Source organism: Acidovorax sp. Leaf191 (assembly GCF_001424425.1).
In the GTDB taxonomy this organism is placed as follows: domain Bacteria; phylum Pseudomonadota; class Gammaproteobacteria; order Burkholderiales; family Burkholderiaceae_C; genus Acidovorax.
In genome coordinates, this window is the sequence record NZ_LMPT01000020.1 from 265,693 (window position 1) to 286,977 (window position 21,285).

19 protein-coding genes and 1 rRNA gene are annotated in these 21,285 nt (G+C 68.0%); 8 read left to right on the forward strand and 12 right to left on the reverse strand.

All coding sequences use genetic code 11. The features are described 5' to 3' along the window. Positions 1 to 13 precede the first annotated feature (13 nt). Entirely contained in the window at positions 14 to 529 is a 516-nt protein-coding gene (locus ASG27_RS27185; protein WP_162240453.1) for a glutaredoxin domain-containing protein, read from the forward strand. An 87-nt stretch (positions 530 to 616) separates the two neighbouring features. Here ASG27_RS27185 and ASG27_RS21390 read toward each other — a convergent pair whose 3' ends face one another. The 6 genes from ASG27_RS21390 to argS form a co-directional block, all read right to left on the reverse strand. Beyond that, a complete protein-coding gene (locus ASG27_RS21390; RefSeq protein ID WP_056420533.1) occupies positions 617 to 2,227 on the reverse strand; it encodes an RNA polymerase factor sigma-54 in 1,611 nt (536 codons plus the stop codon). A gap of 99 nt (positions 2,228 to 2,326) precedes the next feature. After that, the gene (lptB, locus tag ASG27_RS21395) at positions 2,327 to 3,121 is read right to left on the reverse strand and encodes an LPS export ABC transporter ATP-binding protein (RefSeq protein ID WP_056420534.1); all 795 of its coding nucleotides are present in this window, start codon (positions 3,119 to 3,121) and stop codon (positions 2,327 to 2,329) included. Continuing rightward, positions 3,118 to 3,768: a lipopolysaccharide transport periplasmic protein LptA gene (gene lptA, locus ASG27_RS21400; protein ID WP_056172330.1), complete on the reverse strand. Its 651-nt coding sequence runs from the start codon at positions 3,766 to 3,768 to the stop codon at positions 3,118 to 3,120. The genes lptB and lptA overlap by 4 nt, the downstream gene beginning before the upstream one ends. Before the next feature lie 185 nt (positions 3,769 to 3,953). Continuing rightward, positions 3,954 to 4,601 (reverse strand): thiol:disulfide interchange protein DsbA/DsbL, encoded by a 648-nt coding sequence (locus ASG27_RS21405; protein ID WP_056420537.1) that lies wholly within the window; start codon positions 4,599 to 4,601, stop codon positions 3,954 to 3,956. A gap of 86 nt (positions 4,602 to 4,687) precedes the next feature. Continuing rightward, on the reverse strand, positions 4,688 to 5,338 hold the full coding sequence (locus ASG27_RS21410) for an SPOR domain-containing protein (protein WP_056420539.1): 651 nt from the start codon (positions 5,336 to 5,338) through the stop codon (positions 4,688 to 4,690). Positions 5,339 to 5,347: 9 nt separating this feature from the next. Next, entirely contained in the window at positions 5,348 to 7,057 is a 1,710-nt protein-coding gene (argS, locus tag ASG27_RS21415) for an arginine--tRNA ligase (protein ID WP_056420542.1), read from the reverse strand. 396 nt (positions 7,058 to 7,453) lie between these two features. Here argS and ASG27_RS21420 point away from each other — a divergent pair, with 396 nt between their 5' ends. Continuing rightward, complete coding sequence (locus tag ASG27_RS21420) at positions 7,454 to 7,756, forward strand: PsiF family protein (protein WP_056420545.1); 303 nt, start codon at positions 7,454 to 7,456, stop codon at positions 7,754 to 7,756. A gap of 109 nt (positions 7,757 to 7,865) precedes the next feature. Here the strand turns inward: ASG27_RS21420 and ASG27_RS21425 are convergent, their stop codons facing one another. Together ASG27_RS21425 and ASG27_RS21430 are read right to left on the reverse strand one after the other, a co-directional pair. Beyond that, positions 7,866 to 8,312, reverse strand: a complete 447-nt coding sequence (locus tag ASG27_RS21425) for a DUF2214 family protein (protein ID WP_056420657.1) — start codon at positions 8,310 to 8,312, stop codon at positions 7,866 to 7,868. 267 nt (positions 8,313 to 8,579) lie between these two features. Then, on the reverse strand, positions 8,580 to 9,929 hold the full coding sequence (locus ASG27_RS21430; protein WP_056420548.1) for a dicarboxylate/amino acid:cation symporter: 1,350 nt from the start codon (positions 9,927 to 9,929) through the stop codon (positions 8,580 to 8,582). 235 nt (positions 9,930 to 10,164) lie between these two features. Between ASG27_RS21430 and ASG27_RS21435 the strand changes: the two genes are divergently transcribed. Next, positions 10,165 to 12,852, forward strand: a complete 2,688-nt coding sequence (locus tag ASG27_RS21435; protein ID WP_056420550.1) for a hybrid sensor histidine kinase/response regulator — start codon at positions 10,165 to 10,167, stop codon at positions 12,850 to 12,852. Positions 12,853 to 13,008: 156 nt separating this feature from the next. On the opposite strand, the gene ASG27_RS21440 is transcribed toward ASG27_RS21435, so the two are convergent. Genes ASG27_RS21440 through ASG27_RS21445 form a run of 3 tightly spaced genes read right to left on the reverse strand, consistent with a single transcriptional unit; the run spans position 13,009 to position 14,741 of the window. Then, a complete protein-coding gene (locus tag ASG27_RS21440) occupies positions 13,009 to 13,653 on the reverse strand; it encodes a LuxR C-terminal-related transcriptional regulator (RefSeq protein ID WP_056420553.1) in 645 nt (214 codons plus the stop codon). A 30-nt stretch (positions 13,654 to 13,683) separates the two neighbouring features. Continuing rightward, positions 13,684 to 13,818: a hypothetical protein gene (locus ASG27_RS27805; protein ID WP_268751104.1), complete on the reverse strand. Its 135-nt coding sequence runs from the start codon at positions 13,816 to 13,818 to the stop codon at positions 13,684 to 13,686. Beyond that, on the reverse strand, positions 13,815 to 14,741 hold the full coding sequence (locus ASG27_RS21445; protein ID WP_056172305.1) for a LysR family transcriptional regulator: 927 nt from the start codon (positions 14,739 to 14,741) through the stop codon (positions 13,815 to 13,817). The genes ASG27_RS27805 and ASG27_RS21445 overlap by 4 nt, the downstream gene beginning before the upstream one ends. A gap of 310 nt (positions 14,742 to 15,051) precedes the next feature. Between ASG27_RS21445 and ASG27_RS21450 the strand changes: the two genes are divergently transcribed. From ASG27_RS21450 to ASG27_RS21470, 5 genes are all read left to right on the forward strand, one after another. Continuing rightward, positions 15,052 to 17,259, forward strand: a complete 2,208-nt coding sequence (locus ASG27_RS21450) for a malate synthase G (protein ID WP_056420557.1) — start codon at positions 15,052 to 15,054, stop codon at positions 17,257 to 17,259. A 389-nt stretch (positions 17,260 to 17,648) separates the two neighbouring features. Next, the gene (locus tag ASG27_RS26235) at positions 17,649 to 17,894 is read left to right on the forward strand and encodes a cysteine-rich CWC family protein (RefSeq protein ID WP_082486056.1); all 246 of its coding nucleotides are present in this window, start codon (positions 17,649 to 17,651) and stop codon (positions 17,892 to 17,894) included. Positions 17,895 to 17,961: 67 nt separating this feature from the next. After that, the gene (locus tag ASG27_RS21460; RefSeq protein ID WP_007850839.1) at positions 17,962 to 18,150 is read left to right on the forward strand and encodes a 4-oxalocrotonate tautomerase; all 189 of its coding nucleotides are present in this window, start codon (positions 17,962 to 17,964) and stop codon (positions 18,148 to 18,150) included. Between the two features lie 300 nt (positions 18,151 to 18,450). Next, on the forward strand, positions 18,451 to 19,935 hold the full coding sequence (locus ASG27_RS21465) for a DHA2 family efflux MFS transporter permease subunit (protein WP_056420563.1): 1,485 nt from the start codon (positions 18,451 to 18,453) through the stop codon (positions 19,933 to 19,935). A gap of 294 nt (positions 19,936 to 20,229) precedes the next feature. Beyond that, the gene (locus ASG27_RS21470) at positions 20,230 to 20,997 is read left to right on the forward strand and encodes a class II glutamine amidotransferase (protein WP_056420565.1); all 768 of its coding nucleotides are present in this window, start codon (positions 20,230 to 20,232) and stop codon (positions 20,995 to 20,997) included. A gap of 201 nt (positions 20,998 to 21,198) precedes the next feature. Here the strand turns inward: ASG27_RS21470 and rrf are convergent. Beyond that, a 5S ribosomal RNA gene (gene rrf, locus ASG27_RS21475) occupies positions 21,199 to 21,285 on the reverse strand; the annotation flags it as partial.

A 21,285-nucleotide genomic window follows, 5' to 3' on the forward strand; every position in this document is an offset into this window, starting at 1 on the left:
TATGCTCGCAGGCATGAGATTTTACCGGAGCCCCTCCCCCGGCCTTTTCCGCCAGGCCGTAGCCGCCACGCTGGCAATGGCCGCGCTGGTGCTGGCACCGATGGCGGGCGCCCAGACGCTCTACAAAACGGTGGGCCCGGACGGCCGGGTCGTCTACAGCGACAAGCCCCCCACGGGCGTGGGTGTGGACAAGGCGATGAAGCTGGACAACCTGCCGGTCAGCGTGGTGCCGGGTGCAGAGCCCCGCGCGGCGGACCGCAGCCCCAAGACCGAGCCCCCCGCCGCAGCACCCCGTGGCGACGTCGTGCTCTACATGGCCACCTGGTGCGGCTACTGCAAGGCCGCCAAGGCGTACCTGGCGCAAAAGGGCATTGCCTACCGCGAGCTGGACGTCGATACGCCGGTGGGCAAGGCGGCCTTTGCACAGATTGGCGGGCGGGGTGTGCCGGTATTGCTCACCAACGGCCAGCGGTTGTCAGGCTTCAGCGCACAGTCCTACGACGCCGTTTTCGCGCCCCAGCGCAAGTAGCCTGGCCTCGCACCCCACCGCACCGCAGTTGGCGGGCCGGTGGGTGGGCGGCGATCTTCCGGCGCAGGCCCTGCAGCGCTGGCAGAGCTACAGCGCCTTGCGCAGATTGGCCGGCGCGATCTTGAGCGCTTCGCGGTACTTGGCCACCGTGCGGCGTGCGCACTCGATGCCCTGCTCCTTGAGCATCTCGGCGATCTGGCTGTCCGACAGCGGCTTGGTGGGGCTCTCGGCCGCGACGAACTGCTTGATCAGCGCGCGCACGGCGGTGCTCGACGCATTGCCGCCCGTCTCGGTGCCCAGGCCCGAGCCGAAGAAGTACTTGAGCTCGTAGGTGCCGATGGGCGTGGCCATGTACTTGGCGGTGGTCACGCGGCTGATGGTGGACTCGTGCAGGCCCAGCTCGTCGGCAATGTCGCGCAGCACCAGCGGGCGCATGGCCAGCTCGCCATGCGTGAAGAAGTTCTTTTGCCGCTCCACGATGGCGCGCGAGACGCGCAGGATGGTGTCGAAGCGCTGCTGGATGTTCTTGATGAACCAGCGCGCCTCCTGCAGGCGCTGCTGCATGCCCTGGTGGCCTTCGCCGCCCTTGTGGCCGCGCAGTGCGCCGGCGTAGATGTCGTGCACGCGCAGGCGCGGCATCACGTCGGGGTTGAGCGCGACGATGAAATTATGCTGCCCGTCGCGCCCGTTGGCGCGGCCCGCTTTGCGCACGATGACGTCGGGCACGATGATGTTGCGCTCCACGTCCACGAACTTGCGGCCCGGGCGCGGCTCCAGCCGGGCGATCAGGGCCATGGCGGCGCGGGTGCGCTCCTCGCCGTCGCCGCACAGCTGCGTCAGGCGGCGGATGTCGCGGCGCGCCAGCATCTCCAGCGGCTGCTGGCACACGCGCAGCGCGGTCTGCACGGTGTCGGGGTCGATCTCGCTGTCTTCGTCCGCGGCCAGCGCCTTGAGCTGCAGGGTCAGGCACTCGCCCAGCCCGCGCGCGCCCACGCCCACGGGCTCCAGGCTTTGCAACAGGCGCTGCGCCACCGTGAAGCGGTGCACCAGCTCCTCGATCTGCTCCATGTCGTCGGGGCCGGCCAGGCTGATGGCCAGCTCTTCGAGCGGGTCTTCGAGGTAGCCGTCGTCGTTGAGCGACTCGATCAAAAACCGCAGCGCCGCGCGGTCCACCTCGGACAGGCGCAGCGACAGCGCCTGGCGGTGCAAAAAGGCGGTGAGCGATTCGTGCGTGCGGGCCAGCTCGGTGGCGTCGGCCTCGTCGCCTTCGGCATCGTTGCGGTTGCGGGCAGGCGCATCGCCGCCCCATTCGGTGTCGTTCGGTGCGACCTCGACGGTGCCGTCGCCGCTCCAGTCGGGCTCGTCGCTGGCGCTGCTGCCCGGCTCGGAGTCACCCAGCGGGCCGTCGGCCGCGGTATCGCTGGACGTGCTGGCGGTGCTGGCGCCGGGGGCGTTGGAATACAGCGTGTCGTCCGCGCTGTACTCGTCGGGCTGGGCAGGAACGTCGGCCGCCTCCAGGCCGAACTCTTCGCGCGGTGCCTCCTCGGCATTGCGCTCGAGAAACGGGTTCTCGTCGAGCATCTGCTCGACCTCCTGGCCCAGCTCCAGCGTGGACAACTGCAGCAGCCGGATGGACTGCTGCAGCTGCGGCGTGAGTGCCAGGTGCTGCGATACGCGCAGTGACAGGCCGGGCTTCATCGGGCAGCCGCCTTGCGGCCTGCAGGGCGCGCGGCGCACGCCGCCCCGCGGGGCGGCACAAAGGAGAGGCGGGGGTCGAACGTACAGTCCATCGGTCTGCTACATGCGGAAGTGTTCGCCCAGGTACACCCGGCGCACTTCGGCGTTGTCGACGATCTCGGAAGGGGTTCCCTGCGCCAGCACCTGGCCGTCGCTGATGATGAACGCGTGGTCGCAAATGCCCAGCGTCTCGCGCACGTTGTGGTCGGTGATGAGCACGCCGATGCCGCGCGCCTTGAGGAATCCGATGATGCGCTGGATCTCGATCACCGCGATGGGGTCGATGCCGGCGAAGGGTTCGTCCAGCAGGATGAAGCGTGGCTGCGTGGCCAGCGCGCGGGCGATCTCCACCCGGCGGCGCTCGCCCCCGGACAGGGCCATGGCGGGCGAGGCCCGCAGGTGGTCCACCCGCAGCTCCTGCAGCAGGGCGGTGAGGCGCTCTTCGATGGCCTCGCGCGGGAGCGGCTGGCCGTTGTCGCCGCGCTGCAGCTCCAGCACGGCGCGCACGTTTTCCTCGACCGACAGCTTGCGGAAGATGGACGCCTCCTGCGGCAGGTACGACAAACCCAGGCGCGACCGACGGTGGATGGGCATGTGGGCGACCGACTGGCCGTCGATGCGGATGTCGCCCGCATCGCTGCGCACCAGGCCCACGATCATGTAGAACGAGGTGGTCTTGCCCGCTCCGTTGGGGCCGAGCAGCCCGACGACTTCGCCCTTTTGCACGGTGAGCGACACATCCTTGACGACCTTGCGGCTGCCGTACGACTTGGCCAGGTGCTGCACCTCCAGCCGGCTGCCGACCTGTGGGTCTGCAGCAGAGGGTGCGCCGGACGAGACAGGCTGCGCGCTCACTTGGCGCCGCCGCCGAGGGTGTTGCTGGGGCGCAGCGCCGGGGCCGACGACGGCGCGGCAGGTGCTGCGGCGCCCGGTGGCGGGTCCTTGGGCGCCAGCACTGCGCGCACGCGGCTGCCAGGGGCCGGGGTGTCGCCTGCGGTGCTGGTGGACGGCTTGCGCTGGCCGTCCACGGTGAACACGTCGGTCAGGTTGTTGTAGACGATGACGGCGCCGGTGATCTCGTCGCTCAGCACCGCACCGCGGTAGCGGCGCAGCTCGGCGCGGGTGATGAAGCGAACGTTGTCGGCCTTGCCGTCGTACTCGATGACTTCGCTCTCGCCCTCGATGAACTCGTCGGGCGCACCGGGCACGGTGTCGCGCTTTTGGCGAAAGAACGCGCGCTTGCCCGCCTCGGCCGTCACCACCCCGTACTGGTAGCCCTCGGCGTCCTGGCGCACATCCAGCCGCGCACCGCGCAGGATGATGGACCCCTTGGTCATGACCACGCGGCCGGTGAACACGCTGGTTTGCTTGAGCTCATCGTGCCGCAGGGCGTCGGCCTCGATGTTCATGGGTTTGGCGCGGTCAGCCTTTTCAGCATGGGCAACGCCATGAATGCAGGCCAGGGCCGTGAGCAGGAGGGTTGGGAGGATGCTGTGTTTCATAGGGCACGAATCTTGCAGTTCATTGTAGCCACCCCAAGGCATGCGCCATGGAAAAAGACCCGCACGCTTCCACGCGCGTGGGGTCTCTGGCCCCAAGGAGTCGCTTCCTCGGCGCGGGACCGCAATGAAAAAAGCCCGCATCCGCGGGCTTTTTCGTGGGGCATACCGGGCCAGGCGGCTCGGGCTTACTTCTGCTTGGTGAGGAACTCCACCACTTGCAGCACGTTCTGCATGTTGCCGGCCATGGTGCCGTCGGTGTAGTACTTGCCGGCCACGCCCATCGAGGGCACGCCTTCGACGCCGTAGGCGTCCTGCAGCTGCGATGCGCGGCGCACCTGGTTCGACACGGTGAAGGAGCTGTAGATTTCCTTGAACTTGGCGGCATCCACGCCCTGCTGGGTCACCCAGGCCAGGATTTCGTCGTCCTTGGCGAGCTTGGCTTTCTCCACATGGATGGCGCGGAACACCTTGGCGTGCAGGGCTTCGAGCTTGCCCATGCCTTCCAGCGCGTAGAACAGCTTTTGCTGCGGCACGAAGCTGGCGTTGAACGCCACGGGCACGCGGCGGATGGACAAATCCTTGGGCGCGGCCTTGACCCAGGCATCGAGCGTGGGTTCGAACGCGTTGCAGTGGGGGCAGCTGTACCAGAAGAACTCGATCACATCGACCTTGCCGGCGGGCGCGTCGGGCGTCACGGGCTTGTCCAGCCGCTTGTAGTCCTTGCCCTCCTTGAACTGGCGGGCCTGGGCCAGCGCGGGCGTGGCGACGGGCAGCGTCAGGGCGGTGGCGGCGACTGCCGAGGCAGTGGACAAAGAAAACTCACGGCGTTTCATGACAAAGACTCTCCTAGTTCAGGTCTGGGGGATGGGAGCCGCGCCCCCGGAAAAAGTTCAGCCCGCGCAGTCCGCAGGCCCGCCGTTCAGCGCTGCACGCGCACCAGGGCCGACTCCACGCCCGTGCCGTCCAGCTTTTCCTTGAGCTGCTCGGCGTCGTCGCGCTTGGCAAACGGACCCACGCGCACCCGGAAGACCGGCCGGCCGTTCTGCTCGCGTTCGCTCACGCGGGCTTCCCAGCCCAGCATGGCCAGCTTGGCACGCTGGGCGTCGGCGTCGGCCTGGGTGCGGAAGGCACCGGCCTGCACGAAGTAGTCGAACGGGTCCACATTGCCCTTCGCAGCAGCCTTGGCCACGGCCAGGTCGCCCAGCGGGTCGGCGCCGGGCTTGCTCTCGGCCTTGGCGGCCTCGGGCTTGCTGGCGGCCGGCTTGGGTGCGGAGGCCGCAGCCCGCACATCCGGCGCCGGCGCCGCGGCGGCGGGTGCCGACGCGGGGGCAGAAGCCGCAGCCACCGGGGGGCGGGCCGGGTTCTTGCCGTACAGCGGCGAGTTCGGGTCCCAGTTCTTGTTCTTTTGCGACTCGGCCGCGTCCAGGTCGACACCGCGGCCATTGCTTTTGTTCAGGAAGGGCACGGGCACCTTGGTCACGAACACGGCCACCGCCAGTGCGGCGCCCAGGCCCACGATGACCCCCACGATGAAGCCGATGATCGTCCCGCCCGTCTGTTGTTTCTTCATAGTGACTGCTTACATTCTGGCTGGAGCCGATACGCCCAGCACGGCCAGGCCATTGTGCAATACCTGTGCGGTGGCCGCGACCAGCGCCAGGCGGGCCTTCTTCACGGCCTCGTCGTCGACCAGGATGCGTTCGGCATCGTAGTAGCTGTGGTAGCTGGCGGCCAGGTCGCGCAGGTAGAAGGTGACGTCGTGCGGCGCCTCGCCGTCGGCGGCGGCCGTGAGCATCTCGGGGTACTTGGCCAGCTGCAGCATCAGCGCCTGGGCCTGCGGGCCCTGCAGCGCCGACAGGTCGACGCCGTGCAGCGACGCCACGTCACCACCGCCGGCCTCTTGCCAGGCCCGCAGCACCGACTGGATGCGCGCGTGGGCGTACTGCACGTAGTACACCGGGTTGTCGTTGTTCTGCGCGACGGCCAGGTCCACGTCGAAGGTGTACTCGGTGTCGGGCTTGCGGCTCAAGAGGAAGAAGCGGACCGCGTCCTTGCTGGTCCACTCGATCAGGTCGCGCAGCGTGACGTAGCTGCCCGCGCGCTTGCTGATCTTGACCTCTTCGCCGCCCTTGACCACGCGCACCATGGTGTGCAGCACGTAGTCGGGGTAGCCCTGCGGAATGCCCACATCGGCCGCCTGCAGGCCGGCACGCACGCGGGCGATGGTGCCGTGGTGGTCCGTGCCCTGGATGTTGACGACCTTGGTGAAGCCGCGCTCCCACTTGGCGATGTGGTAGGCCACGTCGGGCACGAAGTAGGTGTACGTGCCGTCCTTCTTGCGCATGACCCGGTCCTTGTCATCGCCGTAGTCCGTGCTTTTGAGCCACAGCGCACCGTCCTGCTCGTAGGTCTTGCCGTTGGCGACGAGCTTGTTCACCGTGGCGTCCACGCGGCCGCTGGTGTACAGGCTCGACTCGAGGTAGTACTCGTCGAACTTCAGGTTGAAGGCCTGCAGGTCCTTGTCCTGCTCGTTGCGCAGGTAGGCCACGGCGAACTGGCGGATGGATTCCACATCATCCACATCGCCGCTGGCGGTGAACTCGCGGTCGTCGGCCTTGACGGTCTTCTTGGCCAGGAAGTCGTTGGCGATCTCCTGGATGTACTCGCCGTTGTAGAACGCCTTGCTGGCCGGGTTGTCCGGGTCGGTGGGCCAGCAGTCGTCACCGGGCTTGAAGCCCTTGGCGCGCAACTGGGTGCTGGTGGTCAGCGTGTGGATCTGCACGCCCGCGTCGTTGTAGTAGAACTCGCGGTGCACGTTCCAGCCCTGGGTGCTGAACAGGTTGCAGATCGCGTCGCCCAGGGCAGCCTGGCGGCCGTGGCCCACGTGCAGGGGCCCGGTGGGGTTGGCCGAGACGAACTCGACCAGCACGCGCTGGCCGTTGTCCTTTTGGTAGCCAAAGCGCTCGCCGGCGGCCAGCACCTCGCGCACCACTTCCTGCTTGGCGGCGGGCTTCAACCGGATGTTCAGAAAGCCCGGGCCGGCGATCTCGATGGCATCGACCCAGCGGGCGAAGGCCGGCGTGGCCTCCAGCGCCGCCTTGAGCTGCTCGCCCAGCGCGCGCGGGTTGAGCTTGAGCGGCTTGGCCAGCTGCATGGCGGCGGTGCAGGCGAAATCGCCATGCGCGGCCACTTTGGGGGATTCGAATGCAGCCCGCCCCGCAGAGCCGGGCGACAGTTTTTCCAGCTCGCCGGCCAGGGCCGCGAGCAATTCATTTTTTGCAGTGAGCATCGGCGGATTTTACGGGGCGTCCCATGCCGGCTCGCGGCACCCTGTGGCAACGGGCACCATGTGTGCTTTTTTTGCTTCTCGCCAGAGGGCGTGCGGGACGGAGGAAGTCTGTGCGGGGAGTGATCGTCCAGACGCCGTGGCGCTGGCTTCGGCGGGGCGACCTCATTGTTGCCCGGGCGGCTGGCATACGGCGCCAGACGGCACCAGCCAGCTCCAGCACACGCTGCGCAGCCGTTCACCAAGCGGTCGCGCCGCAAAAACAACCAATGACCCAGGGGCACGGCGCATAAGCTGCCGAAGGGGTCGGTGCCGCACTGTTTCGCGTTGTAGGCCCGCACGTTCTATGGTGCAATTCCGCCGGGACCCACCTACAACGCATTCACTCCAGGAGCTTCCATGAAACAGCTGATTTCCCTGACTGCACTCGGCCTGGCCCTGACCCTGGGCGCCAGCGCCCACGCCGCCGAAGACGCCAAGGCGCCGACCAAGCAGCAGTCCAAGATGGCCACCTGCAACGCCGACGAAAAGGCCAAGACGCTCAAGGGCGACGAACGCAAGGCGTTCATGAAGGAATGCCTGTCTGCCAACAAGCAAGAAAAGCAGCAGACCAAGATGAAGACCTGCAACGCCGACGAAAAAGCCAAGACGCTCAAGGGCGACGAACGCAAGGCCTTCATGAGCGAGTGCCTGAAGGGCTGACACGCCCCACCGGCCCGGCGCTGCCGCGCCAGCCGCCCACAAAAAAGCCCGCCCGTGACAGCCATTGGCGGGCTTTGTCGTCTGAACGCGAGCGGTCGGGCAACCGCCCCTACCAGCCCCTCGCCCAGAACACCGCAATCACCGCGACCACGGGCAGCCCGTGCGCCTGCATCATCACCAGGCGGCGCACCTTCTTCACTTCCAGCGCATCCGGCAGGGCACCCGTGGCCCGCAGGTTGCGGCGCCAGCGCCGGAACATGATCGACGGCCAGATCGACAGGAGGGCCAGGACCACCACGAGCGTGATCTTGATGTGGAACAGCGGCTGCGACACGTACCAGGACGCGCCTTTGACGCCCCACAGAAGGCGTGCCAGGCCACTGCCGATCATCAGCATGGCGGCCGCACCGTAGATCGCATCCAGCCGCGCAAGGCGCTCGACGACGGCGGCGTTCATCCATTCGATGCGGCACAAGGCCGCCTGGCTCGACAAAAAGACCACAAAGGTCAGGATGGCCACCAGATGCAGGGCGGCCAGGGTGGCTTCGAGGGTCATGGGGGTTTCCTTGTCATCGCGGCCTCCGTGTGCGGCGCTGCGGGCGCGCTGCTCCATCGGGGAACCGGCTGGCGGCCATTGTGCTTGAGGAAGCTGCCCGTTCACCGCGGGGCACCACCGCCGAAGGCCTTCGACTCCTGCGTCGGCACCCCATGAACAACGTGCTGAACCAGCTTTGCTACGCAGTAGCCCCCACGCAAAAAGCGGTGCAGACCCGAAGGCCCGCACCGCTTTTTTGGGGGATTGAATGGCAGTTCGCCGTGCAGATCAGGCGGGCCTCACGGCAGACGACACCACCGGCGCCACTTCTTCCACCAGGGGGAGGGGCTGAGGCTCGCCGTCCAGCGCAGCGTTCAGGCGGTCATAGTCCAGCGCGTTTTCCCAGCGCGAGACGACCACCGTGGCCACGGCATTGCCGATGAAGTTCGTGAGCGAGCGGCATTCGCTCATGAAACGGTCCACACCCAGGATCAGCGCCATGCCGGCCACCGGCACTTCGGGCACCACGGCCAGCGTGGCGGCCAGGGTGATGAAGCCGGCGCCCGTGACGCCCGCCGCGCCCTTGGACGACAGCATGGCCACGAGCAGCAGCGCCACCTGGTGGCCCAGCGTGAGGTGGGTGTCGGTGGCCTGCGCGATGAACAGCGCGGCCAGCGTCATGTAGATGTTGGTGCCGTCCAGGTTGAACGAGTAACCGGTGGGCACCACCAGGCCGACGACGGACTTCTTGCAGCCGGCGCGCTCCATCTTTTCCATCAGCGACGGTAGGGCCGACTCGGACGACGACGTGCCCAGCACCAGCAGCAGCTCGGCCTTGAGGTACTTGATCAGCTTGAACACCGAGAAGCCGCAGGCCCGTGCCACGGCGCCCAGGATGACGATCACGAACAGCAGCGAGGTGATGTAGAACGTGGCGACCAGCTCGGCCAGGTTGAGCAGCGAGCCCAGGCCGAACTTGCCGATGGTGAAGGCCATGGCCCCGAACGCGCCGATGGGGGCGGCCCGCATGACGATGTTGACCACCTTGAACACGGGCACCGTCAGCGATTCAAGAAACGCCTGCACCGGCTTGCCCGCATTGCCAGACAGCGCCAGCGCCACGCCGAAGAGCACGGCCACCAGCAGCACCTGCAGGATGTTGTCGCCCACGAAGGGGCTCACCAGCGTCTTGGGGATGATGTCCATGGCAAAGCCGGTCAGCGTCATGTCGTGGGACTTGGCCACGTAGGTGCTGACTTCCTTCTGGTCCAGGTCGGCCGGGTTGATGTGCATGCCGGCGCCCGGCTGCATCACGTTGGCCACCACCAGGCCCACCACCAGCGCCAGGGTGGAGAAGGTCAGGAAGTACGCCATGGCCTTGCCGAACACGCGGCCCACGGTGGACAGCTGCGACATGCCGGCGATGCCGGTCACGATGGTCAGAAAGATCACCGGCGCGATGATCATCTTGATCAGTTTGATGAACGCGTCGCCCAGCGGCTTGAGCGCCGCGCCGTAGGCCGGCTCGAAGTGGCCCAGCAGCACGCCCAGGATGATGGCGACCACCACCTGGAAGTACAGTTGCCGGTAGAAAGGCAGCCGCACGGGGTGGGCTGTGGGAGCGGTGATGGCTTGCATGGGGATGTCTCCTGAAATCACGGTGACTGCACCAGCGGGGTGCGTCGAGGGTGCCGTTTGTACCGCTGCCCCTCCATTCAGCCGATAACCTATTGGTATTAGTCGGCCGCACCGCCAGAGGGCGCCCCACGCCCCAACATAGGGAAAACACCTAGTCTCCGGCGGGCTCAGGCACACTCGGTGACCCCACCATCGAAGCCCCGGGCCTTCCTCCCGGCACCCTGTTTTCTGCTCCATGACGACGCCGCGCCTTCGCAAATTCTGGACCCTGCTGATCCTGCTCGCCGGCATGGCGGGCAGCATGTTCGTGGCCGGGCAGTGGGCGTGGCAGCACTCGCTGTACGAGGAGAGCGACAACGTGCAGCGGCAGCTGGCGCTGTACGGCCAGACGCTGGCCCAGCGCATCGACCGCTACCGCACCCTGCCCGAGGTGCTGGCGCTGGACGCGCAGCTGCAGGACGCGCTCACCCGCACCCTGAGCCCGGCCGAGGTGGAGCAGCTCAACCTCAAGCTTGAGCAGGCCAACGGCGCGAGCCAGTCGTCCACGCTCACCCTGATCAACCGCGAAGGCCTGGCCGTGGCGGCCAGCAACTGGCGCACCGCGACCAGCAACGTGGGCGTGGACTACAGCTTCAGGCCGTATGTACAGGAGGCCCTGGCGCGGGGGCGCGGCAGCTTCTACGGCATCGGGGTGACGACGGGCGAGCCCGGCTACTTCCTGTCGCAGGCCATCCGCGACGCGGGGGGCCAGCTGCTGGGGCTGGTGGCGATCAAGATCGCGCTGCAGGAGCTCGAGCGCGAGTGGCTGCAGACGCCGGACATCGTGCTGGCCTCCGACGCGCACGGCGTGGTGTTCCTGGCCAGCCAGGACGCCTGGCGCTACCGCCTGCTCGAACCCCTGGGCGACGAGGAGCGCCGCGAACTCAACGCCACGCGCCAGTACTCGAACCAGCCGCTGCGCCCGCTGGATTACCGCGTGGACGACCACATGGACAACGGCGGCCGCCTGGTGCGCATGCTGTCGTCCGACCTGCCGCCCCTGCCCGGCCGCGTGCTGTGGCAGACCCAGCCGCTGCCCGGCACGCCCTGGCAGCTGCACCTGGTGCACGAGACGCACAGCAGCATCGCCGACAGCCGCTGGGCCGCCGCGGCCGGTGGCGGCGGCTGGCTGGCGCTGGCCCTGCTGGTGCTGTTCGTGCGCCAGCGGCAACGCCTGGCCCACCTGCGCCAGCGCAGCCGCCAGGAACTGGAGACCGTGCTGCAGCAGCACGCCCAGGAGCTGCGCACCGCCCAGGACGGCATCGTGCAGGCGGCGCAAGAGGCCGCGCAGCAGACGGACACGGGCCTGTCGCGCAGCCTGGAGCACCTGCCCCAGGGCGTGGTCATCATCGACGCCGACCTGAACCTGGTGGCCTGGAACTCGCGCTACGTGCAGCTGTTTCGCTACCCCGCCGACCTGATGCGCGTGGGCCAGCCCATCGAAGACCTGCTGCGCCACAACGCCCGCCGCGGCCTGCTGGGCCCCGGCCCGGCCGACGAGGCGATCGAGCGGCGCCTGTCGCACCTGCGCAGCGGCCTGCCCCATCTGCACGAGAGCGCCAAGGGCGACGGCACGGTGCTCGAGATCCGCGGCAACCCGCTGCCCGAGGGCGGCTTCGTGACGAGCTACGCCGACATCACCAGCTACAAGAACGCCGCGCGCGAGCTGCGGTCCCTCGCCGATGCGCTGGAGCAGCGCGTGGCCGACCGCACGCGCGACCTGGACGCCGCCCGGCGCGAGGCCGAGCGCGCCAACCGCTACAAGACCCGCTTCGTCGCGGCGGCGGTGCACGACCTGCTGCAGCCGCTGAACGCCGCGCGCATGTTCACCTCGCTGCTGCGCAGCCACCTGCACGACGACGCCGAGCGCCGCACGGTGGACAGCATCGACGGTGCGCTCGCATCGCAGGACGCGATCCTGAGCAGCCTGCTCGACATCTCGCGCATGGAGTCGGGGCAACTGGACGTGCACATCCACGACGTGGCCCTGGGCCCGCTGCTGCAGGTGCTGGCCCACAACTTCGGCGTGCTGGCCGAGAGCCAAGGCCTGCAGCTCAGTTGCGTGCCCACGCGCGCCGTGGTGCGCACCGATGAAAACCTGCTGCGGCGCATCCTGCAGAACTTCGTCTCCAACGCCATCCGCTACAGCCGGGACGGGCGCATCGTGGTGGGCTGCCGGCGCGTGGGCCACCCCGGCGGCACCCACCTGCGCATCGAGGTGCACGACCAGGGCCCGGGCATCCCCGAGGCGCTGCAGCGCGAGATCTTCGAGGAGTTCCGCCGCCTGGACGAAGGCCGCGCCGACGACCGCGGCGCGGGCCTGGGCCTGGCGATCGTCGAGCGCCTGGGCCGCCTGCTGGGCCACGAGATCGGGTTGCGCTCGCAACTGGGCCGCGGCAGCGTGTTCTGGGTCTGCGTGCCGCTGGGCGACCCCGCCGCCGCCCAGTTGCCCGCCGCCGCACCGGCCACCGTGCAGCAGCAGCCGCAGGAAGACGCCCCGCTGCAAGGCAGCACCGCCTGGGTGATCGAGGACGACGGCCCCACCTGCGCCGCCACGCGCGCCCTGCTGGAGCGCTGGGGCTGCCAGGTGCCCCTGGCCGGCGGCGCCCCGGAAGCCTTGGCGCACGCCGAACGCGGCCAGGCACCGCACCTGGTGCTGCTGGACGTGCACCTGGGCGCCACCCACCATGGCCCCGATGTGTACACAGAGCTGTGCGAACGCTGGGGCCAGGCCCCCGCCGTGATCCTGGTCACCGCCGAGCGCGACGCCACGCTGCGCCGGCAGGCGGCGGAACGGGGATGGGGTTTTCTGGCCAAGCCGGTGCGGGCGCCGGCGCTGCGGGCGTTGGTGAGCCAGACCTTGCTCAGGCTGCGGGAGAAATAGCGGGGTCATGAGGCAGCGGGCTTCGGCGGGCCCGGTCTGCACGGATGCATGGCCCCGGTGCGCATTCACATATTCAGATTTGATAGCTGCCAGCGCTTGCCAGGCAAGCGCCAGAGACCATTCTCCCCCCACGCAGCGCACATCGCCCAATCCGTTTTACCCCGCCCCGCCCTCGTCCGCCTCCAGGCTTTTGACCAGCACCGCCGCCTGCGTGCGGCTGTAGCACGCCAGCTTCTTCAGGATGGCGGTGACGTGCACCTTCACCGTGTTTTCCGCCAGGCCCAGCGCAGCGGCGATCTGCTTGTTGAGCAGCCCGTCCGCCAGGCACAGCAGCACCCGGAACTGCTGGGGTGTGAGCTGCGCCAGCCGTGCGGCCAGCTCGGCGTCGGCCTCGGAGCGCTCGGCCGCCATGGGGGGGAACCAGCTGCCGCCGTCGAGCACGGCCTCGATGGCCTCGCCCATGGACTCGGCCGGTGCGGACTTGGGGATGAAGCCCGCCGCGCCGAACTGCTGCGCGCGGCGGATGACGCGCGGGTGGTCGTTGGAGGAGATGATCACCACCGGCAGCTCGGGGTACTCGCCGCGCACATGCAGCAGCGACGAGAAGCCGCGGGCGCCGGGCATGCTCAGGTCCAGCAGCACCAGCTCCACCTCGGGGTGCTCCTGCAGCGCGGTGCCCAGCGTGGCCGCGCTGGCCGCCTCGAGCGTGCGGAACTGCGGCAGGCGCTCGCGCAGCACGTGCAGCACGGCCGCGCGGAACAGGGGGTGGTCGTCAGCGACCAGGAGGGTGGGGTCGGACATGGAGTGCGCAGTCTGCCACGGGGCGGCCCATCAGTGCCACATGCCGGCCGGAGCGGGCCCACGCATGAGGCGCGCCCAGGCCAGCGCCACCGTGGAGCCGGCTTGGCGCCCGTAGGCACCCCGCTTCGCGTCGGAGGACGGCGCGCAGCGGCTCGGGGGATTCATGCGCCTTTCCAGAACGCAGGTTGTGCGTACTGGTGTTTCAGGAAGTCGATCCACAGCCGCACGCGCAGCGGCAGGTGCTTGCGCTGGGGGAACACCACGTAGATGCCGTTGGGCGGCGCGGCGAAGTCCTCCAGCACCGCGACCAGGCGGCCCGCGGCGATCTCGGCCTCGACCTCCCAGGTGCTGCGCCAGGCGATGCCCCAGCCGCCCAGGCACCAGTCGTGCAGCACCTGGCCGTCGGAGCAGTCGAGCGGCCCGCCGGGCTTGAGGTGCATGACCTCGGTGCCACCGTCGTCACCCAGAGGCACGCGAAACGCCCAGCCGCGCGTCTGCGAGGCGTCGCTCGACAGCGTGAGGCAGTCGTGCTGCACGAGTTCTGCCGGCGCGCGCGGGGTGCCGCGCCGCGCCAGGTATTCCGGCGTGGCCACGCACAGGCGGCGGTTGTCGGCGATGCGCACGCTCACCAGCGACGAGTCGGGCAGGTCGCCCACGCGCACGGCGCAGTCGAAACCCTCGCCGGCCAGGTCCACCACACGGTCGCTGAGGTTCAGCGAGATGGTCACGTCCGGGTGCGCCGAGCGAAACCGCGGCACCAGCGGCGCGACGTGGCGCCGGCCAAAGCCCGCGGGCGCGGTGATGCGCAGGTGGCCCGTGGCCTTGACCCCGCCTTCGGACACGCTGGCCTCGGCATTGGCCACGTCGGACAGCAGGCGCTGGCAGTCCTCCAGAAACGCGCTGCCTTCGTGCGTGAGGCTGATGCGGCGCGTGGTGCGCACCAGGAGCTTGACGCCCAGGTGCTCTTCGAGCGCGTCGAGCCTCCGCCCCATGATGGCGGGCGCCACGCCCTCGGCCTTGGCCGCTGCCGTGAGGCTGCCGCGCGTGGCCACCGAGACAAAGGATTCGAAGGCCTTGAGTTTGTCCATGGGCGGTGATTATGGGGACAACGGGCGCGCGCCCTCCCGGGTGTCGGCAGGAGGATCTGGGCCGGAAATATGACCGAAAGAGGACCCTGTCGCTTACCTATCCAGCGCTGGCAGCTATTATTTTTATAGTAATTGCGCGCTCTGCACCCGGGTGAACAAGCCCTCCACCTTTGCGTAAAAGTCACTGGTTTCCAGCTTTTCTGCATATTTATGTGGGCAAAAATTTGCAATACAGTGTGCCCATGGCCCGCGCTGCGGGCGGCTCCGTTTTTTTGTTCCTCCCATTTCATCCATCCTTCAAGGCTCTCCCATGACCGACCGCACCACCGTCCACGGCCTGCAAGTGGCCACCTCCCTGTACCGCTTTGTCGACGACAAGGTGCTGCCCGGCACGGGTGTCGATGCCGGCGCGTTCTGGAAGGGTTTTGACGCCATCGTGGCCGACCTGGCCCCGCGCAACATCGCCCTGCTGGCCGAGCGCGACCGCCTGCAGACCGAGCTCGACACCTGGCACAAGGCCAACCCCGGGCCCATCAAGGACATGGTGGCCTACCGCGGCTTCCTGGAAAAGATCGGCTACCTGGTGCCCCAGCCCGCCGACGTCAAGGCCACCACGGCCAACGTGGACGACGAGCTGGCCACCCAGGCCGGCCCGCAACTGGTGGTGCCCATCCTGAACGCCCGCTACGCGCTGAATGCCGCCAACGCCCGCTGGGGCAGCCTGTACGACGCGCTCTACGGCACGGACGCCATCAGTGAAGAAGGCGGCGCAGAAAAGGGCAAGGGCTACAACCCGGTGCGCGGCGCCAAGGTGATCGCGTTCGCGCGCCAGGTGCTGGACGACACGGCGCCCCTGGCCAGCGGCTCGCATAAGGATTCGACCGGCTACAAGGTCGAAGGCGGCCAGCTGGTGGTGTCTCTTGCCAATGGCAGCACGTCGGGCCTCAAGGACCCATCGCAGTTCAAGGGCTACCAGGGCGATGCCGCCGCGCCCAAGTCGGTGCTGCTGCAGCACAACGGCCTGCACCTCGATATCCAGATCGACCGCGCAACGCCCATCGGCCAGACCGATGCCGCGGGCGTGAGCGACCTGGTGCTGGAAGCGGCCCTGTCCACCATCCTGGACCTGGAAGACTCCGTGGCCGCCGTGGACGCCGAGGACAAGGTGCTGGGCTACAGCAACTGGCTGGGCATCATCCAGGCCACGCTGACCGAGCAGGTCGCCAAGGGCGGCAAGACCATCACGCGCGGGCTGAACCCCGACCGCGTCTATACCGGCCCGGCCGGTGGCGAAGTGCGCCTGCATGGCCGCTCGCTCATGTTCCTGCGCAACGTGGGCCACCTGATGACCAACCCGGCCATCCTGTGGACCGACGCGCAAGGCCAGGTGCGCGAGATCCCTGAAGGCATCATGGACGCGGTCGTGACCACCGCCATCGCGCTGCACGACCTGCAAGGCCATGGCGCGAACGGCATCCGCAACTCCCGCAAGGGCAGCGTCTATATCGTCAAGCCCAAGATGCACGGCCCCGCCGAAGTGGGCTTTGCGAGCGACCTGTTCGGCCGCGTGGAGCAACTGCTGGGCCTGCCTGCCAACACCGTGAAGCTGGGCATCATGGACGAGGAGCGCCGCACGTCCGTCAACCTGAAGGCCTGCATCGCCGCCGCGTCGGCCCGCGTGGCCTTCATCAACACCGGCTTCCTGGACCGCACCGGCGACGAGATGCACACCGCCATGCACGCCGGCCCCATGGTGCGCAAGGGCGACATGAAGACCAGCGCCTGGATCCAGTCGTACGAGAAGAACAACGTGCTCGTGGGCCTGTCGTGCGGCCTGCGCGGCAAGGCGCAGATCGGCAAGGGCATGTGGGCCATGCCCGACCTGATGGCCGAGATGCTCAAGCAAAAGATCGCCCACCCCAAGGCCGGTGCCAACACCGCCTGGGTGCCCAGCCCGACAGGCGCCACGCTGCACGCGCTGCACTACCACCAGGTCAAGGTGAGCGACATCCAGATCGAGCTGGAAAAGACCGACGCGAACGCCGAGCGCGACAACCTGCTGACCGGCCTGCTGACCGTGCCCGTGGCCGCCGCCCCGAACTGGAGCGACGCCGAGAAGCAGCAGGAGCTGGACAACAACGCCCAGGGCATCCTGGGCTACGTGGTGCGCTGGGTGGACCAGGGCGTGGGCTGCTCCAAGGTGCCCGACATCCACAACGTGGGCCTGATGGAAGACCGCGCCACGCTGCGCATCAGCAGCCAGCACATGGCCAACTGGCTGCTGCACGGCGTGGTGACCGAAGCGCAGGTGCGCGAGACCTTCGAACGCATGGCGGCGGTGGTGGACGGCCAGAATGCGGGCGACGCGCTGTACCAGCCGATGGCCGGCCACTTCGACACCAGCATGGCGTACAAGGCGGCTTGCGACCTGGTCTTCCAGGGCCAGGCGCAGCCCAGCGGCTACACCGAGCCCCTGCTGCACGCCTGGCGCCTGAAGCTCAAGGCCGCGCAGGCCTGATGAGTGGGCGGGCGTGACGGCCTCCCCGAGGCAGCTGCCCCCTCTGCAGGCTGGCTGACCTGGGAAGGCTGTACTGATCGGTACTGATCTGTGCTGATCCGATGCGTGCAATCGGCTGCTGACAAACCGCAGCCCAAATGCTATCAAAACTATAGCTGTTAGCGCTTGTCCATCAAGCGGTAGCAGCTATTTTTTCTTATACCCATCGCAGTGCGAGCGCGCACAGGGCACGCGGCGGGGTTGGCAGGCAGCGAGAGCGGGTCATGCGCGCCGCCCGCTGCGCCCGCGCCAGATCCGGTCAGCGGGATAACCCGCGGCGGGCACACAGCGGGCACCCGCCGTACACTGGCCCGCGGGCGCCGCCCCACAGACGGCCCACCTGCGCTGCCATGCCCCACCCCTCGGACCCCGACACCTCCCACTGCCCCTTGTGCGGCCAGCCCAACGGCTGCGCCATCGCGGCGGGGCGCGCGCCCCAGAGTTGCTGGTGCATGGCCCAGACCATCGACCGTGCAGCGTTGGCCCGTGTGCCGGCCGATCAACGCGAGCGGGCCTGCATCTGCCCTGCCTGCGGCGCACCCGCAGCAGCCGATGGCGTGGCAGCGCCGGGTGTACCGCCCAACCCGCCGATATGATTTGGCGCTTGCCGCTGCTCAGCGTTGAACAGCAGTTCTTCTTTTTAATGCCTACAAGGAATCAGATATGCCGACGTACCACGTTGAAATGATGGAAGGCCGCACGGTCGAACAAAAGCGCAAGCTGGTGGAGGAGATCACCCGCGTCTCCGTCGAGGTGCTGGGCGGCTCGCCCGAATCGGTGGACATCCTGATCACCGACATCAAGCGCGAGAACTGGGCCACGGGCGGCAAGCTCTGGTCCGAGCGGACCTGACATGGCGCCATCCGGCTGCGTTGGCAGCTGGGTCGCACCCGTGACGGGACGGGCGGCATCGCCGCACCACCCGGGGCGGGTGCAGCCAGACGGTGCGGTGCCCCGCCAGCGCATCCGCGTGCCCTGGCCGGCCTGCACGCACCGTCACCCGGGCCGGGCACCGGCCACCAGTGCCTGCGGTGATGGCCGCCCGCGCGACACCACAGGCGCGGTGACCGCATCACCGGCCCGCTCCTAGCGTTCACCACGCCGTCCGCCCATCCGCCGTCGCGCCGCCGGCCTCATTGCACCGAACAGCCCATGAACAACTCCCAGACCTCCGGTTCCCTGGCCGTACTGCGTGAACGCTACGGAGAGCGCTACCGCTGGCTGGTGCTGCTGTCCGTCATGGTGGGCACGATGGCATCGATCATGTCGTCCACCATCGTGAACGTGGCCATCCCGGACATGAGCCACTACTTCACGCTGGGCCAGGAGCGGGCGCAGTGGGTGACCTCGGGATTCATGGTCGCCACCACCGTCTCCATGCTCACCACGCCGTGGCTGCTGTCGCGCTATGGCTACCGTGCCACGTATGTGGGCGCGATGCTGCTGCTGCTGGCCGGCGGCATCGGCGGGGGCCTGGCGCGCGACTTCGGGCTGGTGCTGGTCGCCCGTGTGGCCGAGGGGCTGGCGGCCGGCGTGGTGCAGCCCATACCGGCCGTCATCATCCTGTACGCCTTCAAGCCGCACGAGCAGGGCCGCGCGAGCGGCATCTTCGGCATGGGCGTGGTGCTGGCACCCGCCATCGGGCCCAGCATCGGCGGGCTGCTGGTGGACTGGTTCGGCTGGCGCTCCATTTTCTTCATGGTGGTGCCCCTGTGCCTGGCGTCCATCGCGCTGGCGTACAAATACGTGCCCGTCACCGCACCGGGCGGGGTCGAGGCCAACCGGCAGGGGCAGGCGCTGGACTGGCGCGGCCTGCTGCTGGGCACCGTGGGCACGCTGTGCCTGCTCAACGGGCTGGTGTCGCTGCACGGCGGCTCCGTGGCCGAGGCCGGCGCCCTGCTGCTGGGTGCCGCCGTGTCGGTCGGGCTTTTCATCGCGTGGCAACGCCGGCAGTTGCAGCAGGGTCGAAAGCCGTTGATGGACCTGCGCCTGTTCCAATACCGGCAGTTCGCGATGGGCAGCGTGGTGGCGTTCATCTACGGCACGGCGCTCTTCGGCTCCACCTATCTCCTGCCCGTGTTCATGCAACTTGGCCTGGAGCTGTCGGCATCGCATGTGGGCACGCTGATGCTGCCGGCAGGCTTTGTGCTGGCAGCCACCATTGCCTTCGTGGGCCGTCTGGCTGACCGGCAACCCACCCATCTGCTCGTGAGCATCGGCCTGGCGCTGTTGGCCCTGTCGTTCGGGCTGATGGTGTTCGTGGGCCTGGGGGTGTCGCTGTGGATCCTGGTGGCGCTGGCGATTCTGGGGCGTATCGGCCTGGGGTTCATCCTGCCGTCGCTCAACCTGGGCTCGATGCGGCCCCTCGACAAATCGCTGATCTCACAAGGCTCCAGCACCATCGGCTTTTTGCGCATGCTGGGCGGCGCTGCCGGGGTGAGCCTGTGCGGCATCGTGCTCGAATGGCGGCTCGGCGCGCATGGCGCAGCGCTGGCCGCGGGGGCCAGCAACCCGGCGCGCATCGCGGCATTCGGCGAGACGTTTCTGATGCTGACCTTGCTGTGCGGTCTGGCGCTGGTCGCTGCCTGGCAATTGAAGGAAGCGCCAGCCAAGCCGGACTCCGCAGGGGCTGTTTGAACGGCCACGGCCTGTCGATCGCATCGGGAACACACTGGCGGGTGTGCCACGCGGGAGTAGCGGCCACCCCGGCCCTGCAGCGGGTGTGCGCGGTCTGGACGAGGCGCTGCACGCCACCCACCCACGCATGTTTGAACCCTGATCAGCGGGCAGACGCTCCGTGGCGCAGCCTGGAGCGCTATAAATGGGGTGGCTGGCAGGAACGCCACCTCCCTGCCGCCTGCGTGGCACAGTGCCGGGCCTCCGTAGGCCCGGCCACACTTTCAGGAACATTGCCGAAATGGAAATCAAGTCATGTGCCAATTGCTCGGCATGAACTGCAACGTCCCGACGGACGTGACCTTCAGCTTCACAGGTTTCGCACAGCGCGGCGGCAAGACCGACCACCACAGCGACGGCTGGGGGATCGCGTTCTTCGAGGACAAGGGCCTCAGGCACTTCGTGGACCACCTGCCCGCCGTGGATTCCCCGGTGGCCGAGCTGATCCGGCGCTACCCCATCAAGAGCCGCAACGTCATCGCCCACATCCGCAAGGCCACGCAGGGCGTGGTGAGCCTGCAGAACTGCCACCCCTTCGTGCGCGAACTGTGGGGCCGCTACTGGGTGTTTGCGCACAACGGCGACCTCAAGGATTTTCGGCCCCGGCTGCATTCGCATTTCCGGCCGGTGGGAGACACCGACAGTGAACATGCCTTCTGCTGGATCATGCAGGAGCTCGCCAAGTCGCACGCCAGTGTTCCCACCGTGCGGGAGCTCACCCTGACCCTCAAGGAACTGGCGGCGCGCATCAGCCCGCACGGCACCTTCAACTTTTTGCTCTCCAACGGCCAGGCCCTGTGGAGCCATGCGTCGACCAGCCTTTATTACATCGAGCGCCGGCACCCGTTCGGCGAGGCGCAACTGAGCGACGAGGACGTACGGCTGGATTTTTCCCGCGAGACGGACGAACGGGACGAGGTGGCAGTGATCGTGACGAGCCCGCTGACGACGAACGAAGAATGGACAGCGTTCGGCAAGGGTGAGCTGCTGGTCTTCGAGCAGGGTAGAAGACTGTCGATCTAGTCTGGGCGAGGCGGTGTATTGCTCATAAGCCACGGGTTAGGAGGGCAAAGCGGCTTGGCGCTTGGCGCCTCACAGTAGCTTGGTGGCGAAACCGTCTAACAACTCACCAGAACATCGACCGGTTCTGAGCCATCCCATCTTTGGATCACGCAAAGCAAAAAACCCCAGTCATGACTGACTGGGGTTTTCTGGGCTGTAAGAGCCTGACGATGACCTACTTTCACACGGGAACCCGCACTATCATCGGCGCAAAGTCGTTTCACTGTCCTGTTCGGGATGGGAAGGAGT

Bases quoted from the DNA above. Each gene is read 5' to 3' on its own strand.
- lptA (WP_056172330.1), bottom strand. From the start codon at position 3,768: ATGAAACACAGCATCCTCCCAACCCTCCTGCTCACGGCCCTGGCCTGC.
- ASG27_RS21430 (WP_056420548.1), bottom strand. From the start codon at position 9,929: ATGCAAGCCATCACCGCTCCCACAGCCCACCCCGTGCGGCTGCCTTTC.
- ASG27_RS27185 (WP_162240453.1), top strand. From the start codon at position 14: ATGAGATTTTACCGGAGCCCCTCCCCCGGCCTTTTCCGCCAGGCCGTA.
- ASG27_RS21460 (WP_007850839.1), top strand. From the start codon at position 17,962: ATGCCGACGTACCACGTTGAAATGATGGAAGGCCGCACGGTCGAACAA.
- ASG27_RS21410 (WP_056420539.1), bottom strand. From the start codon at position 5,338: ATGAAGAAACAACAGACGGGCGGGACGATCATCGGCTTCATCGTGGGG.
- ASG27_RS21420 (WP_056420545.1), top strand. From the start codon at position 7,454: ATGAAACAGCTGATTTCCCTGACTGCACTCGGCCTGGCCCTGACCCTG.
- ASG27_RS21435 (WP_056420550.1), top strand. From the start codon at position 10,165: ATGACGACGCCGCGCCTTCGCAAATTCTGGACCCTGCTGATCCTGCTC.
- argS (WP_056420542.1), bottom strand. From the start codon at position 7,057: ATGCTCACTGCAAAAAATGAATTGCTCGCGGCCCTGGCCGGCGAGCTG.
- ASG27_RS26235 (WP_082486056.1), top strand. From the start codon at position 17,649: ATGCCCCACCCCTCGGACCCCGACACCTCCCACTGCCCCTTGTGCGGC.
- ASG27_RS21425 (WP_056420657.1), bottom strand. From the start codon at position 8,312: ATGACCCTCGAAGCCACCCTGGCCGCCCTGCATCTGGTGGCCATCCTG.
- ASG27_RS21445 (WP_056172305.1), bottom strand. From the start codon at position 14,741: ATGGACAAACTCAAGGCCTTCGAATCCTTTGTCTCGGTGGCCACGCGC.
- ASG27_RS21450 (WP_056420557.1), top strand. From the start codon at position 15,052: ATGACCGACCGCACCACCGTCCACGGCCTGCAAGTGGCCACCTCCCTG.
- ASG27_RS21465 (WP_056420563.1), top strand. From the start codon at position 18,451: ATGAACAACTCCCAGACCTCCGGTTCCCTGGCCGTACTGCGTGAACGC.
- ASG27_RS21440 (WP_056420553.1), bottom strand. From the start codon at position 13,653: ATGTCCGACCCCACCCTCCTGGTCGCTGACGACCACCCCCTGTTCCGC.
- ASG27_RS21405 (WP_056420537.1), bottom strand. From the start codon at position 4,601: ATGAAACGCCGTGAGTTTTCTTTGTCCACTGCCTCGGCAGTCGCCGCC.
- ASG27_RS21470 (WP_056420565.1), top strand. From the start codon at position 20,230: ATGTGCCAATTGCTCGGCATGAACTGCAACGTCCCGACGGACGTGACC.
- ASG27_RS21390 (WP_056420533.1), bottom strand. From the start codon at position 2,227: ATGAAGCCCGGCCTGTCACTGCGCGTATCGCAGCACCTGGCACTCACG.
- ASG27_RS27805 (WP_268751104.1), bottom strand. From the start codon at position 13,818: ATGAATCCCCCGAGCCGCTGCGCGCCGTCCTCCGACGCGAAGCGGGGT.